General features: G+C 30.0%; 13 protein-coding genes. 7 read left to right on the forward strand and 6 right to left on the reverse strand.

Features of this window, described 5'->3' with window-relative positions; genetic code table 11:
- Positions 1-120: 120 nt before the first annotated feature.
- The 5 genes from E4J94_RS17720 (at position 121) to E4J94_RS11640 (ending at position 7,621) form a co-directional block, all read left to right on the forward strand.
- Positions 121-819 (forward strand): HTH domain-containing protein, encoded by a 699-nt coding sequence (locus E4J94_RS17720; protein ID WP_221411289.1) that lies wholly within the window; start codon positions 121-123, stop codon positions 817-819.
- 3,162 nt (positions 820-3,981) lie between these two features.
- Positions 3,982-4,776 (forward strand): tetratricopeptide repeat protein, encoded by a 795-nt coding sequence (locus E4J94_RS11625; protein WP_135835968.1) that lies wholly within the window; start codon positions 3,982-3,984, stop codon positions 4,774-4,776.
- Between the two features lie 141 nt (positions 4,777-4,917).
- Entirely contained in the window at positions 4,918-5,988 is a 1,071-nt protein-coding gene (locus tag E4J94_RS11630) for a serine hydrolase domain-containing protein (RefSeq protein ID WP_135835969.1), read from the forward strand.
- Positions 5,989-6,023: 35 nt separating this feature from the next.
- A complete protein-coding gene (locus E4J94_RS11635) occupies positions 6,024-7,079 on the forward strand; it encodes a serine hydrolase domain-containing protein (protein WP_246034315.1) in 1,056 nt (351 codons plus the stop codon).
- Between the two features lie 221 nt (positions 7,080-7,300).
- Positions 7,301-7,621 (forward strand): GIY-YIG nuclease family protein, encoded by a 321-nt coding sequence (locus E4J94_RS11640; RefSeq protein ID WP_135835970.1) that lies wholly within the window; start codon positions 7,301-7,303, stop codon positions 7,619-7,621.
- 221 nt (positions 7,622-7,842) lie between these two features.
- Here the strand turns inward: E4J94_RS11640 and E4J94_RS11645 are convergent, their stop codons facing one another.
- Together E4J94_RS11645 and E4J94_RS11650 are read right to left on the reverse strand one after the other, a co-directional pair.
- The gene (locus E4J94_RS11645; protein WP_135835971.1) at positions 7,843-8,589 is read right to left on the reverse strand and encodes a DUF6796 family protein; all 747 of its coding nucleotides are present in this window, start codon (positions 8,587-8,589) and stop codon (positions 7,843-7,845) included.
- A gap of 51 nt (positions 8,590-8,640) precedes the next feature.
- On the reverse strand, positions 8,641-9,996 hold the full coding sequence (locus E4J94_RS11650; protein WP_135835972.1) for an MATE family efflux transporter: 1,356 nt from the start codon (positions 9,994-9,996) through the stop codon (positions 8,641-8,643).
- Positions 9,997-10,186: 190 nt separating this feature from the next.
- Between E4J94_RS11650 and E4J94_RS11655 the strand changes: the two genes are divergently transcribed.
- Positions 10,187-11,170 (forward strand): helix-turn-helix transcriptional regulator, encoded by a 984-nt coding sequence (locus E4J94_RS11655; protein ID WP_135835973.1) that lies wholly within the window; start codon positions 10,187-10,189, stop codon positions 11,168-11,170.
- A gap of 93 nt (positions 11,171-11,263) precedes the next feature.
- Positions 11,264-12,268: an NADP-dependent oxidoreductase gene (locus E4J94_RS11660; protein ID WP_135835974.1), complete on the forward strand. Its 1,005-nt coding sequence runs from the start codon at positions 11,264-11,266 to the stop codon at positions 12,266-12,268.
- Positions 12,269-12,483: 215 nt separating this feature from the next.
- Here E4J94_RS11660 and E4J94_RS11665 read toward each other — a convergent pair whose 3' ends face one another.
- The 4 genes from E4J94_RS11665 to E4J94_RS11680 form a co-directional block, all read right to left on the reverse strand.
- On the reverse strand, positions 12,484-13,227 hold the full coding sequence (locus E4J94_RS11665; RefSeq protein ID WP_135835975.1) for a hypothetical protein: 744 nt from the start codon (positions 13,225-13,227) through the stop codon (positions 12,484-12,486).
- Between the two features lie 14 nt (positions 13,228-13,241).
- Positions 13,242-14,060 carry a hypothetical protein gene (locus E4J94_RS11670; RefSeq protein WP_135835976.1) on the reverse strand — a complete coding sequence of 273 codons (819 nt, stop codon included), beginning with the start codon at positions 14,058-14,060 and terminating at the stop codon, positions 13,242-13,244.
- 5 nt (positions 14,061-14,065) lie between these two features.
- Complete coding sequence (locus E4J94_RS11675; protein WP_135835977.1) at positions 14,066-14,866, reverse strand: hypothetical protein; 801 nt, start codon at positions 14,864-14,866, stop codon at positions 14,066-14,068.
- 554 nt (positions 14,867-15,420) lie between these two features.
- A partial coding sequence (locus E4J94_RS11680) for a phage integrase SAM-like domain-containing protein (protein WP_135835221.1) occupies positions 15,421-16,470 on the reverse strand: 1,050 nt, incomplete at its 5' end.

Raw genomic sequence — 16,470 nt, forward strand, 5'->3', positions numbered from 1 at the left:
ACTCTATTATAAATAAACCTCGTCTTTAGACTCACTAAACGAGGTTTTTTATATGAAACCGTATTTTTTTGTGAAATAGTTTTTTGATATTTGAGGATAACTTTTAAATCTATCGTAAAAATGACTTTACACGAAGCTATTATCAAAGTTTTAAAATCCAGAGGTAGAGAAATGACTACAACCGAGATTGCTTATGAACTAAATCGGAATAAATGGTATCAAAAAAAAGATGGTTCTGATATAATTCCGTATCAAATTCATGGTAGAACAAAAAATTATCCTATTTTTTTCAAAAGAAATGGTTCTGTTGTTTCATTAGTTGAAAATGAAGTAAAATGTAAACAACCAGAATTATCTAACAAAAATAGGAGAGAAAAACCTAAACAATTAAAAAGTGGTAATTCTGATGAATTTTATATTTTAGGTTTATGTGATGAAATATTAGGTTATTCTTCTAGTAGACAACACAAGTTTGACTTTTTGAAAGGAGATATGAATCAACAAGGAAAAAGTTCATTTCTACCTGTAGATGCATACTATGAAGAATTAAAACTTGTTATAGAATACCGTGAAAAAAAACATTCAGAAAGTGTTAGTTTCTTCGACAAACCAAATAAAATTACTGTAAGCGGTGTAAATCGTGGCGAACAAAGAAAAATATATGATCAAAGAAGACGAGATATATTACCTAAAAATGGTATTAAATTAATTGAGATATCATATTCAGACTTTAATTATGATAAACAAAAAAGAATAATTAGAGACAAAAATAAAGATTCAGATATTTTGAAACATATAATCAACGAACATATTAATTAAATGAATTATCATTCTATTATTAATTAGTTTTCCGAAATAATCGAGAAAATCATTCCCCGAAACTCTAAAACAAAAAAAGATCGTAAAAGTGTGACATCTAGAATCTCAGCCACCATGAAAATCCGTTCCCTGAGGTGCTCGAAGGGAAAAGGAATTCAAGAAATAAAGCGTATACAACTAAACTAACCTTATTCTTATTCTTATTCTTATTCTTATTCTTATTCTTATTCTTATTCTTATTCTTATTCTCAACCTCATTTCCACTACTCTCTCACCCTCTCAAAAAGGAATTTTATCAAACAATATCCCCTAGAGAAAGTGGTGTTTATTTTTACGCTTTATTATTATCAATATTGTAATTCGATTTTAACAACGAATTTATAAACCGTCATTGCTGAAAAGTCGAGATTACTGTAAATAAGATTTTTAAAGCTGACATACGATTTGCAGACGAGTTTCAATCCATTGAAGCGAACGTAAAAAAGATTAGTGAGCGATAGCGAGTTATTTAAGATTTTTAGTGAGTAAAATAAAGATTGAACGTCGAAAATCGCAGTCTTGATTTTTTTTGATTCGTTTTTTTTATCAAGAAAAAAAATGAATAAATAAAGCATTTAGCGAATAGCCGTTATTGACAGACTTGTAAGCACAGACTTTGCATTAAGGTAAAAGTTTAGAAATGTACCTAAGCTCCACTGGAGCTTCTCCTCTTAATTTCAAATGTTTTTGCGTCAAGGTTTCCCCGAAGGGCATATGAATTCATTTAAAAACAATTAAAAAGTCATGAATAAAAATGAACGTAAAATCCTTTCTATCACTTTTTTGGAAGCAAAAAAGTAATCAAAAAACTCTTGTCTTTGATTTTCGACGGTTAAAATTAGTTTCAGTCATTCAATATTTTAAATCATTTGCTACGCAAACAGTAAAATATTTTAACCATGCCCTAAACTTTTTGACACTCGCCTCCAAATCATATGACATTTTTATGATCCTTTTTCTATACTCAAATCCACTTTTAACAACGAATTTCAAAACCGTCATCGCTGAAAAGTAGAGCGTCAATTCGGCGTAAAGAGCGTTAAAAATGATTTACTGTTCACATTTTATATGTGAATGATTTAAAGCATTTAGCAAATAGTCGTTATTGACCAACTTGTAAGCACAGACTTGACGTTTTTGGTTCGTTTTTCGTCAAGGTTTCCCCGAAGGGCATATGAATTCATTTGAAAACAATAATAACCCATGAATAAAAATGAACATATAATTATTATCAACTTGTAACAATTTTTACCTAAGCTCCACTAACTCCTTTCAAGAAGGAAATTATCTCCTTGATTTTGTATATTTATCGTCTAAGTCTTCGATACAACGTTTTGCAAACGTTACTCTGACTGACGAATCAAGCCACCTGAGCAAAATCGAAGGGTAATTCAGCTTAACTTATAGTTATTATTAACATAATTACAATTACTAAATGTCATCTTGAACTCGTTTCAAAATCTCATCCAATGTGTTATTTCGAGGAATTGAGAAATCTCAGTCTATACTTTTGATTTCGACTCCGCTCAATTAATGACATTTACAATCAGATACTACTTTTTACATAATACATAGTACAACTCTAAAATCTCTATTTTCACATCTAACATATCTACTTACTACATTTATACTTTTTACATATTACATTGTACAACCATCTCAATACTCATATCTAAAATCTCATCCTCATCCTATAATACATAATACTTATAACTTAAAAAAAACGTCATTGCTGAAAATATAAATTTTATAAGCCGACATACGATTTGCAGACGAGCTTCAATCCATTGAAACAAACGTAAAAAAGATTAGTGAGCGATAGCGAGTCATTTAAGATTTTTAGTGAGTAAAATGAAGATTGAACGTCGAAAATCGCAGTCTTGATTTTTTGATTACTTTTTGATCAAGCAAAAAGTAATATACCGAAGCTTATAAAGCTTCTCCTCTTAATTTCAAATTCTTAATCTCATCTCGTTGCCATCTTGAACTCGTTTCAGAATCTCATCTTCAACCTCAAATACTTTGTACTTAATACTTCGTACATAATACAACTCTAAAATCTCAATTCTAATATCTAACATCTACTTACTACATTATACTTTTTACATATTACATAGTACAACCATCTCAATACTCATATCTAAAATCTCATCCTCATCCTATAATACATAATACTTATAACTTAAAAAAAACGTCATTGCTGAAAATATAAATTTTATAAGCCGACATACGATTTGCAGACGAGCTTCAATCCATTGAAACAAACGTAAAAAAGATTAGTGAGCGATAGCGAGTCATTTAAGATTTTTAGTGAGTAAAATGAAGATTGAACGTCGAAAATCGAAGTCTTGATGTTTTGATTACTTTTTGATCAAGCAAAAAGTAATATACCGAAGCTTATAAAGCTTCTCCTTTTAATTTCAAATTCTTAATCTCATCTCATCGTCATTCTGAACTCATTTCACAATCTCATCCTCAACCTCAAATACTTTGTACATAGTACAACTCTAAAATCTCTATTTTCACATCTAACATATCTACTTACTACATTATACTTTTTACATATTACATTGTACAACCATCTCAATACTCATATCTAAAATCTCATCCTCATCCTATAATACATAATACTTAGAACTCAAAAAACCGTGATTACTAAAAATATTAGTTTAAAAAGCCGACATACGATTTGCAGACGAGTTTCAATCCATTGAAGCGAACGTAAAAAAGATTAGTGAGCGATAGCGAGTAGTTTAAGATTTTTAGTGAGTAAAATAAAGATTGAACGTCGAAAATCGCAGTCTTGATTTTTTTTGATTCGTTTTTTTTATCAAGAAAAAAAATGAATAAATAAAGCATTTAGCGAATAGCCATTATTGACCAACTTGTTAGCACAGACTTTGCATTAAGGTAAAAGTTAAAAAAATATGATTCCTATACTAGAAATGAAAGCAGATACTATTAAACCAATTTTAGAAGCATTCTTTTTTTACCTTCCATTGTATTCTTTTTTTTCTTAAATTAGTATACACTAATAAGTCTTACTTAGTCTATCAATAAATTGAACGATGTTGTTTTAATTTACATAACACAAAACATTATACTCTATCTGACATAAAACTAATGAAAACAAAAATTCTATTTTTATTCTTAATCTGTTTAATCACTCAAATAAATGCCCAGTCTGATTTTACCAAAAAATTTGACTTTAATAGTACCACTTGCAAATTCCCCGACAATGAACGTGCAAAAAAAATCTTCCCATTGGGAATTGAGTGTATTCAAAATGATGTTTATCTTGGTTCTGTAGCAGAAATAATGACAGAAATGATTAAAATAGATTCTACATTTTGTGATGCTTATTATTGGGCAGGATACGCACTAAGAAAAAGTGAGATGAATAAAGAAGCTGTTGCAATGTATTATATGGCAGATAGTTTAGCACAAAACAAATCGTTAGAATATAAGCAAAATTTAGCGACTACAAGTATGATTATTGGAGCAGATGATTTAGCCCGAAAAAAATTTGAAGAAATAAAAGAACACTTCCCTAATAGTCCTGAAGGATTTTACGGTGTAGCTTTAACTTCAACAATTATGGGAGACGTAGATTATGGTTTAGAAAATGTAAATATAGCTGAACAAAAATACAACCAACAAAATGCAAACACACAACTATTGAAAGCCATTCTCTTAACATTAAATGAAAAATATGACGAGTCATTACCCTATTATGAAAAAATAAAAAATAAGTATACCAAATTGGATCATTTCAACGGTAATTATGCATTAAGTTTGTTTGAAATTGGAACTAAAAATAACGATGAAAAAATGCTAAAACTTGCGTATAAACATTATAATAAGGTTAAAAATAAAGATGAATTAACCGAAATTATGAGAAATAAGTTTGAGAAATAAAAACATCATCAACACTAGAATAGAAAAACCTCGTTTATATTTGGATCTACTACCGATTTATAGGAGGTTTTTGTTTAACAACAACAGTAGTTTGTTGAAAAACAAAAACAATTACATTTGCTTTACAAAATTTCTAAGAAAATGAGGAATATTTTTTCTTTAGTGACTATAAAACATCTCGCATTACTCTTGATAATCACCTTATCAAGTTGTAAAAGTACGCAGCAAATCAATCAACAAAATATTGATGATGCGATTACAAAAAATGCTGTTCAATTATTAGAAGATAAAAGATTTCATTCTGTATCCATTGCAGTATTAAAAGATGGAAAATCTACCATAAAACATTTTGGAGAATTGACAATAGGAAAAGGAAACAAACCAAATGATTCTACTCTTTATGAATTGGCTTCTGTAACGAAAACGTTTACAGGTTATATGGCTGCTAAAGCTGTTCTTGATAAAAAAATAAATTTGGATGATGATATCAGAAGCTATCTCAACGAAGATTATCCTAATTTAGAATTTGAAGGAGAACCGATAAGAATCAAACATCTTATTACACATACAAGTGGGTTTCCAAATTTTCCACCTAAAGCTGAAAATAAAGAGGCTTTTTTCGAAGGATTAAAACTGATCAAAATAGAGTCAAAATCTGGAGAAGTCTATTCTTATTCAAACACAGCACCAGAAATAACAGCTTATATTTTAGAAAAAGTCTACCAAAAACCATATGAAGAATTGGTTGATGAATTTATTCTAAAACCCAATAAAATGAACCAAACGACATTCACATTGAATGAAAATGATAAAAAACGATTGGTAAAAGGTTATAACGATCAAAACGAGTTAATGCCGAACTTCACCAGAACGTTATGGGGAGGTATTGCTGGCTTACACTCCACTCCATCCGATTTAGTGAAATATATGAAGTTGCAATTAGATAAATCAAATTCTATTGTAACCGAATCGCATCAAAAATTACACAAAGAAGGTTCTGATTTTTGGGAAAGCTATCACTGGTACATTATAGAAGAGGATGATAAATTAATCTACAGACATCATGGTGGAATATACGGGATGCAGAATTGGTTTGTCATTTACCCTAAACAAAACATGGGCATATCTATTTTTACAAATACAAGCTTTAACGAAACAGGAGAAATCTTGGAAAAAGTAGTTGATAACTTGTATGAAGAGATGATGAAATAAAAAAAAGGTTTTTCATTAACGATAATAACAAAAAAATGAACCATATAAAATACAATTATTTCACACTTTTAATCCTATTGGTTTTTACAACGAAGATTTATTCGCAAACTAATATTCCCAGTAAAATAGATTCATTAATGAAATGGTCAAATGAGAATGGAATGTTTAATGGAAATGTATTGGTTGCAAAAAATGGAAACATACTTTACAATTCGTCATTTGGATATGCTGATGCAAGTAAAACAACCAAATTAACACCTGATTACAAATTTAATATTGGATCGATTACAAAAGAATTTAGCGCTGTTGCCTTACAACAATTAAAAGAAAAGGGTAAACTTAATTTGAATGATAAGATTTCAACATTTTTTCCTGAGTTACCAAAATGGTCAAATGATGTTACAATCAATAATTTATTGCAATACACAAGCGGAATTCCAGATGTAAATTGGAAAAAAATTAAAAACAATAAGGATATTTTCGAAGATTTAAAATCAATTGACACTCTCGATTTTACACCAGGAACGAAATATGATTACAACAATAATAATTTTTTCTTAAGATTAGCTATAATTGAGAAAATTACGGGACTGGAATACAAAGACTATGTAGATAAATACATTTTCAAGCCTTACAAAATGAATTCGGCTGAAATTACTCCAATTCAAAAGGATAAAAAGATTGCAAAAGGCTTTAATGATAAATTAATTGAAGATAAACCAGATATTCTAGTTGGTGGAGCTTTCATAACAACAGTTGATTTATTAAAATTTTTGAATCAACTTCATTCAAATAAAATAATAACCCAAGAATCAGTGTATCAATTAGGTCAACATTTTCAAGAAGATTCTCAATCTGCACTAGGAGAAGTGAAATTTAGAAATAAAAAAATAGTTGAACATATACACGACGGAAGAGGTGGAAATTATGATGCAATTATAATTTCAGATGTAGAACATAAATTTGATATAATTCTTTTGAGTAATAATTATCAAGGTAAGATTTTTGAGATTTCAGATGCTATAGTAGCAATTTTAAAAAATAAAAACTATACTTTACCGCAAAAAGAAAATATTCAGAACAAAGAATAAAAACCTCGTTTAAATCGGTTACTGAGTTAATCGAAATATAAGCAAAGCATTTTGTTTTTATATAAACTGTAATTTATTATGAAATAGTTTCGAATAATTGAACCATCAAAACGCATAAAAACCTCAGCCATTAAGAAAAATGTTCCCTGAGGCCCTCGAAGGGAATAGGAAAATTTTCGAAGAGAAAAGAGTAATTAGATAATTCTTCAAAATAATAAATGATGAAAGGTTATATGTATATTTTATTATGTGCCGACGGTAGTTATTACACTGGTAGCACTATTGATTTGGATTTACGTGTAAAACAACATCAATTAGGAAAAGGAGCTAATCATACTCGTAAACACTTACCTGTAAAACTTATATATTTTGAAGAATACCAAACGATAGACGAAGCTTTTTGTAGAGAAAAGCAAATACAAGGATGGAATAGAAGGAAAAAAGAAGCTTTAATAAATGGTTTATCAGACTTATTACCCGAATTAGCAGTGGCTTATCGTGATAAAGGAAACAATAAATTAGAAAAAGTAATCGTTCCCTGAGGTTCTCGAAGGGAAAAGATTATAAAAGTGTGACTTCGAGAACCTCAGCCACCAAGAAAACCCGTTTCCTAAGGCTCCCAAAGGGAAAGGGAAACGATAAATTAGAAATAAGTTATCAACTTAGCTATACATAACAACAGCCATTTACATAAAAAGTGTAAAATGGCTGTTACTAAAATCAATTAAGAGTTGATGTAAATTCTGAATAGATGTTTTCGAAATTAAGTGACATCAACCAATCTCTCTTCTTTCTTTTCAAACAGTGATTTTTTAAAAAGTATGAACAACAAAACAAAGAAAATCAGATAAGAGAGATTAAATCCAGCAGCACTTATCCAAGCTTTTAGCAGAGAATCTGGTAACATCAACTTAATTGGTAGTTGATATAAAGTTAGAAAAACAGGAGAAATGAATCCTGCCCATCTCGGCAAAGTGGTTTTTCCCAAAAATACCATTATAGAGTACAGCAACCATCCTGTTAATAATACTATAATAGCTGTTCCCCATGTAATATAGAGTACTTTCGTAAAATCTGATGTTACTTCAATCAAATAAGGGTGAGCTGATACATCAGTATGCAGAATCGCTTTAAATACTTCTCCATTAAAGTAAAAAACAGCATGTCCTAAAGGCATTAAAACAACACTAATAATTAAAAGAAAGTAAGTTAACCAAGCATGAGGTTTTGTTTTCTGTTTGAAAAACTGAAACGACAACCAGATACCTGGTAAAAATAAAAAAGCAGACATAGAAGCAATCAAAGCGCCAACCATTAAACGCTGAGACGAACCTTCTACCATTAATACAGCCAAGCTTGTATCAAGTTGTTCAGCATATGTTTCAAATAATAAAGGATAATCAGTAGGATTTGTATTGAACCCTACAATCAGAATATCACCTATCACCCAAAGTACTGATGCGATAATTGCTGATAAATAAGACCATTTAATTTTAGTTGAATAATTCATGTTTAAATAATTTATGTAGATGTATATAATTTTTAATTTGTTATGAATAGATTATGGTATTACCATCGGTTTTGCTTGCAACTTTTTCGCACTATTCCAAACAGCAAAAATCACAATGAAAAAAATCACCCAATCAATAACAGCACTTGCTAAATAAATACTGCTTACCCCATAAAGACCAGGGACAATAAGCATAATTGGAATATAAAATACCATTTGGCGAAGAATACTTATAAAAGTAGCTGGTTTAGCTTCTTCTATTGCCGGAAACCATACCATAGCCATAAAAACAAAGGGTAAGGCTAAAAGAACACTCATATAAATACGAAAGTCCATAAGTTGACCAAGAGAAAAACTCATATCAGGTATCATTATTGTTAAAACTTCGGATGGAAATAACATAACAAAAAGCCAAAAAGGGAGTAATATGACCAAGCCTACGAATGAAAATAAACGATATGCTTTAATACTTCTGTCATATTTTTTTGCACCATAGTTCATACCTGCAACAGGTTGTAATGCACGCATTAATCCCCATAAAGGTGTGTTTAGTAAAATATAAAAACGATTAACTGCAGTAAAGAATGTAATATCTGCAGCAGTCCCATATTTTGCCAATGCATTAAATACCACAATATTCTGAATAACAATCATAATCATCATAATAAAGCCCGGTGTTCCTAATGAAAGAGTTTCTTTCATAATTTCTTTGTCTTTCTTTAGCGACCAAAACTTTGTTTTAAATGAAGACTTTCCTCCTGCATAGTACCATATACCCAACAGCGTATATATAATCATTGAAATATTTGTAGCCCATGCTGCTCCTGCAACTCCCCAGCCAAATGTATCTATGAATAAAGGCTTTAACGCCAGATCTACGACCAAACCAACAGCAATCATCCAAGCTGCTGTTTTCATTCTTCCTTCTGCACGAATAATCATGTTCAAAGCAAGTCCATGAATCCAAAAGAAACTACCTAGAATTGTTACACGAAAATATTCTACTCCTAAGGTTAAAATCTCTTCCCTACCGCCCATCATATAAACTAATTTATCTGCAAAAATGTAGCAAGGAATTGTGATCAGTACAGAAAATAGAAGTGTTAAATAATTTACTGTCCCAAATGCTTTTTCTAGTTTGGAAGAGTCCTTCGCTCCTATCCAAATACTAATTGCAGAACCAATTCCAGTTCCTATTAATGTTCCAAATCCTTGTGCAAACTGAGCCAAGGGATAAGCAACTCCAACAGCAGCGAGCGCTGTATTACTGATAAGATGTCCTACAAAAATTCCGTCTAAGAAATTATTCAAGCCATAGAGTACCATTGCGAGTACTGCTGGCCATGATAATTCCCACATCACCTTTGGTAAATTATCGTTTAATATGATTTGTTTTTGTCTATTCATCTTCTTCTCATATATAAAATGTGATTATTGTTTCTTACGAATTATCTCCTATATTTTATTTCATTTCAATAATTCAGTTGTTTATTATTAAGAATAATTCTAAATAATTAATACATTTGACAAATGTAGGGGGATAATTCCACGACAATGTTTCAAATAAGGATTAAAAAGTCCGCAAAAAACACCAACCATGGCTTTACGATTATATGATATTAAAAACAACCAAACCTTAGTAGAAAAGGAATATCCTACTTCTTTTTTTGATATAGATAAAAATGCTTTAAAGGAAACAACAACCTATTTAAACTCTTTTATAGGAAAAGGATTTTACCGAGAAATTTATTTTGATGGAGTTCATATTGGTTTTGGAGATATGCACTTACCTCATAAATTGCTATTAGGCTTTGAAACTGACTTCGAGACTATTGAAATGCATTTCGCTTTAAAAGGAAAAAGTACTGCACAAACAACTAAATTCGACCATAACATTAGTTTTGATTCACCTTCTCATAATCTTATTTACACAAATGGCTTATGTGGTAAAATGCAGTGGGAAAGTGATCATTTTCAAATCTGTGAAATTAACCTAAGTAAAGAGTTTTTTAAACGATTTTTACCTCACGACAGTCAGCTGTTTGATAAATTTAAGAATGCAATAGAAAAAGGCAGTTCTAGTTTACTTCACCAACAACATCATCAAATTAATCATCAGATGTATCAAATTTTAGAAAAAATTATACATTGCGAGAAGAAAGGGTTATTTAAACGCATGTTTTTAGAAGCTAAAGTAATTGAGTTGTTATTGCTTCAACTGGAACAATTTCATACAGCATCTCCCTATAAAGGAACACTAAAAAGAAAGGATATAGAAAAGATACACGCTGTAAGAGATTTCATTGTCAATAACTTGAATAGTTCTTACTCTTTAATCGATTTGGCACATCAAGTTGGTACAAATGAATTTATACTGAAAAAAGGATTTAAAGAGATTTTTGGCACCACTGTATTTTCTTTTTGGGCGAATGAAAAAATGGAATATGCGAAAGCCTTACTTACCGAACAACATCTCACAATAAGTGAAATAGCTCATTCAGTTGGTTACAAAAATCAACGACATTTTTCTTCTGCCTTTAAAAAGAAATTTGGTATCCCTCCTAGCCAATTGTATAAATAATTTAGCTATTAATTGACAATCAACAAATAGCTATACTCGTAATTCAAGCTAAAACAAAATATTCAGAAAAAATAGATTTAAACAATCAACACAATGAAAGCAGTTATATTAAAAGATTTTGGAAGTATTGAAAATTTTGAACTAATAGAAATTGAACAACCCAAACCTCAAAATGATGAAGTTTTAATCAAAATCAAAGCAACCGCGTTTAATCCTATTGATTATCAAATGCGACAAGGTGCAACTGAAAGCAAATTATTAAAATCACCTATTTTGGGAAGAGAGCTTTCAGGCGAAATTGTTCAATTGGGTAAGAACGTAAAATCATTTGAAATTGGCGAAAAAGTATCGGCTTATGTCGGAAGCTTGGCTTCAAATGGAACTTATGCAGAATTTACCAGTGTTCCTGCAGAATTAGTCGCAAAAAAACCAGAAAAACTAACGTATGAACAAGCCACTGCCATCCCAATGGTTGGAATGACTGCATTGCAATGTTTTAAAAGAGTTGTAATCCCAAAAGACAAAGCAATTTTTATTACAGGTGGTGCAGGTGGCGTTGGAACAATACTTATCAAACTATTATTAGCGAATGGAAATAAGAATATTTATACAACTTCAGGAAATAAAGACAGCACTAACCACTTGAAAAATATAGGCATTAACGAAAATAATATTGTTGATTATAGAAAAGACAACATTACAAATATGTTGAAAGCTAAAAATGGAAACTTTGAGTATGTAGTAGATTTGGTTGGTGGTCCAATGTCAGAAATCTGTGCTGAACTTATCGACGTTTTTGGAACTTATGTTGACATAACCTTTCTTGCTACGGAAAAAGCCAAAGAAACGTTGTTTGATAAAGCGACAACTATTATCAATATAACAAATTATGCCCCAACTTTGAAAAATACCTCAGACAAATATGAATATTACGGAAACGCATTAAAAGAACTTTTTGACAAGATTGATAAAGATATAATTACAGCTCCAGAAGTGGCTGTAATTGGAGATTTAAGCGTAGAAAATGTACAGAAAGCACATCTAATTCTAGAGAACAATCAAACAAGAGGAAAGAAAATAGTAATGAGAGTTGAATAAAAAAATTATACCACTAAAAGTGTATTCTCTAGTTATGAAATAAGATAGACAAAATGATGCATTTAAATCGACCTATTCTTGTTTCATAAAATGGTTACAATTTCAACTAATTTTGTAAAAGCACAAAAGGTAGATACTAGTATCTACCTTTTGTGTTATGTGAATATATGTTGTAAAATTAAGAACATATAAATAGAATAGCTATTAAATTACTATCAAGGTTTTTCTAACACTAAAATTACAGATGAAGTCTTTGCCATTTCATTATTTAAATTAGCTGAGATAATAGGTTTACCTATATTTAAAGTGGTATTTGTTGGTATATTTCTTTCAGCACATGCAAATTTTATGGTATGCTCACCAAGTGACATATTTGAAAGTGTCGCATTCAAATTCAATGTTCTATAGTTACCTACTCCCGTATTTACAGTACCCAACCGAACAAAATCTAATTTATCATCTAAATATATGCCACAGGCAAAACTACCATTCTGATTACTTGTTTGAATTAATGTTTGAATAGAAACTGTCACCAAGTTCACTGATTTTGCTATTTTAATTTTTTGATTTAAATCTGAAAGCTCTTTCCAATTTGAAGCCATTGCTTGCCCTTTAGTATACGGTACAGCAAGCACTGTAGAATTGTTCGTACCAGGAAAACTTACACCATTAAATGTAGAATTTACAAATGATCCAGTTAAAACCATTCCTTCCAAAAATCCTTCAGGTAAATCAAAATTCTTCCAAAAATTATTATTCAATCCATTTCCTGAAATTAAATCACCTGGTTTACCAGCCGCTCCAATTTTTGCATCTGTTCCATTAAACTTGATTTCTTTGGATACATTAGTTGCTCCATTTATATCCAAATCAGTATGAGGTTTAGTTGTTCCAACTCCTATTTGTGAAAATAAATTTGGACTAATCGCTACTAAAAAGATCAATATCTTGTTTTTCATAATTGTTTAATTTATTAATTATAAACAGGTTCGTTATTGTTAGCATCAGGAATTTCCAATACTTCTATTCTTAAAGTTGACTGCGCCATAAAATCGTTAATATTTGTATATACCGCCTTTCCTATTCCAAAATCTCCTGTAAATGAATTTATTGATTCTCTTCTTTTACAGGCAACTTTTGCAGTATACTCCTTTTTAGGAAGATTCTCAGCTGAACCAAGTAAAGTAAATGTATAAAAAGGTCCTACAGAAGCAGTCGGTTGATTTAATGTAAATACTCTAACTCCTTTTAATTGATCGTCCACAAATACACCACATGCAAAATCAACCCCTGCATTTGTAGAATTCGAATTGAGATGAACAACTGTTTCAAAGACTAATCCAATTTTATTTGCAGAATTGTTTACCTTAAATGTTTTACTTAATTTACTAATTTCACCTCCATCTCCTGAACCTCCTAAAAAGCTTGATAATGACATATTTTTAGTATAAAGTGTTTTATTTGCTGAACCATTCCTTAGAGTCAATCCACCAACATCACTAGATGCTTCATAATTAATAAGATAATATGTTTCTGGTTTGAATTCTGGTCTTCTCAAAACTTTCCAAGTTGGAGGTTGGTTCGCTCCTTGAGATACTAAAACTGATCCTACTTCTCCTAATTTTCCAGTAATTGTTTCGTCTCCTCCCAAATAGATTTTGCTTCTAATCCCTAAATCTCCCTGAATATCTAAAGTCGTTCTTGGTGTATTTGTATTAACACCTACTTGAGCAAATAAAGAGGAACTAATGAATGCTAAATTTATTAAGAGTATGTTGTTTAATATTTTCATGATAATTATCTTGTAACTTTTATTAATTCACTTACATCAAATTTTAATACAGATTGTAACATAAAACTATTGGCAACCGAATTATCTAATCCTTGCCCTATTGCTAAACTTACGTTAGTACCACTTGTAGAAGAAATTCGTCTACAACCTACCTTTAGTGTATGCTCTCCTGTAGTTACATCATTTACTGTATAGTTCAGCGTATAAATAGATTGATTATTGGAATTCTTATATCTAATTCCGTCAATCTGATCTGCTCTTAAAGCAACTAAAATATTATCAATGAAAATACCACACATAAATTTTATATTTTGATCAGAAGTACTTCCTATATTTCCAGATTCAATACCTGTTTGAAACATAATATTGATTTTATTCTTTGGGTTATCAACACTAAATTTTGTACTTAAATTTGGTAATTCTTTCCATATAGATGGTGATGTGACCAATAATTCTCCCAAAAGACTTGTCGTAATACCATCATTTTGACTAGAGCTATATATTAAACCACTTTCGCTTGTTGTAATAAAACTACTTGTAGTTTTATACTCGCCATCTTCATAAAATCCAACTTTAGAACTTTTCCATAACGGAGCATTTCCATTACCTTGAGAAACAAGAATATCATTGTAATTTCCACTGCTACCATCAGCAGTTTTAGTTCCTCCTACCTTTAGCTCATTCCTAAGCATAATATTCCCATTAACATCGAGAGAGGATTGGGGAATTTCAGTTCCTATTCCTACTTGAGAGAACGCCAAAGAAGATATAGAAAAAATTAAGTAAGTAACTTTTGACTTTTTCATTTGTTTTGTTAAAGAATTGATTATTAATGCGTAATAAAAAGCAAACAAATGTATGATTGTATATTTATACATGAAATGATAATCATCATATTTAGAATATGCTTCTAGTATTACACATTTTATTAATTAATTATTCAACAGATTATATATTTATTTTCAGTTAAATACAGTTTAATGTTAAAATTTTGTTATATTATAACTTTTTCTAAAATTATGTAGCTTATTCTAACACATAGAAGTGTAATTCATTTACTTATAGCTGGTAATTTTATAAAACTATGCTGTTTTCATACTTCTTCTCACTTATTCTATTTTAGCGTAGATTTATAAAAGATACTTATATAGTATATAAATCTTACAAACAAGAGTACATAATATTGTTTAAATAATTGTTTTACAATAAATTGAATTGAATATATTAAAATTTAATAAAAATGATCAATTAAACCCTATTAGAAATAATATGCTCAATACCATTGAGTACAGAATTACTCTCTAATAAACATTAAAACCACTTTGAATCTTTATAAAGCCATATTATAGAGTATAAATACCTACTTGCACTCAAAATAAGAAGATAAACTCATAATTCGTTCATTATTTACTGGATTAATGTATTTAAGGAACATTTGCTCCGTAGAATGTCCTGTAGCTTCCATTAACAACGGTGTTGGTATTTTTCCATAAAAATTACTCGCAAAACTTCTTCTTCCAATATGACTGCTAAGTAATTGCCATTTTTCAAAAATCATTTCTTCGACACGATGTCCAACTCTTTTTTTTCCTTTCATAGAACAGTTTAACTCTGCCACTTTTGCAACCAATCGTATTTCTTCATTGTACTGTTTAATAGGCATTGATTTTGGGAAAAAATTGTTGTTCCGTTTTAATATACTCATCACAATAGGATGCAACGGTAAAGTAATTTCTTTCTTTGTTTTTTGTTGAATGAATTTAATACAGGTTTTCTCATTAATCTTAGTCAATTTTTCTTGAGAAAATGTGATAAAGTCAGAAAATCGTTGACCAGTATAACAACTAATAAGCAACCAATCTTTTGCAGATTGTAAATGCTGAGGAACTTTTGTTTTCTTGATAATTGAAATCTCTTCTTCATTAAGAGTTGTCATCGTTTTTTGTTGTTTTTCTCGACGAATTTCAAGCTCTCTAATATTCGTCCTGATTCCTTTTCTTTCAGCAAAATTTAGAATGGTTTTTACAAAATGAATGGTCCTATAAATTGTATTTTCGCTGTACTCTTCTGTTCTTCCAAATTTTATAAAATCGGTAATAAAATTACTGTTCACAGTATCAACATACAGTCGTTGTGTTGTATATCCTTCAAAACGTTCTAATAATCTCAAAAAAACCTTGTATCGTTTATAAGTAGAATGACAAATAATTTCTTTTCTGAAATTGATATAATTCTCCATAAAAAACAAAAGAGAATTCTCAGGTAATTGTTTCTCTTTGTTGATACAAACATCTTTTATTTCCTTAGAAAGTTCGCGCTGAAGTGGAATTTTATGAAGATCTCGTTGTGAAACAATATGTTCTGTAACCTGCAATTTAATTTTATCCAATTGCCGGTTTAGCTTTTTATA

Origin of the sequence: Empedobacter tilapiae (assembly GCF_004785645.1) — a bacterium.
GTDB lineage: Bacteria > Bacteroidota > Bacteroidia > Flavobacteriales > Weeksellaceae > Empedobacter > Empedobacter tilapiae.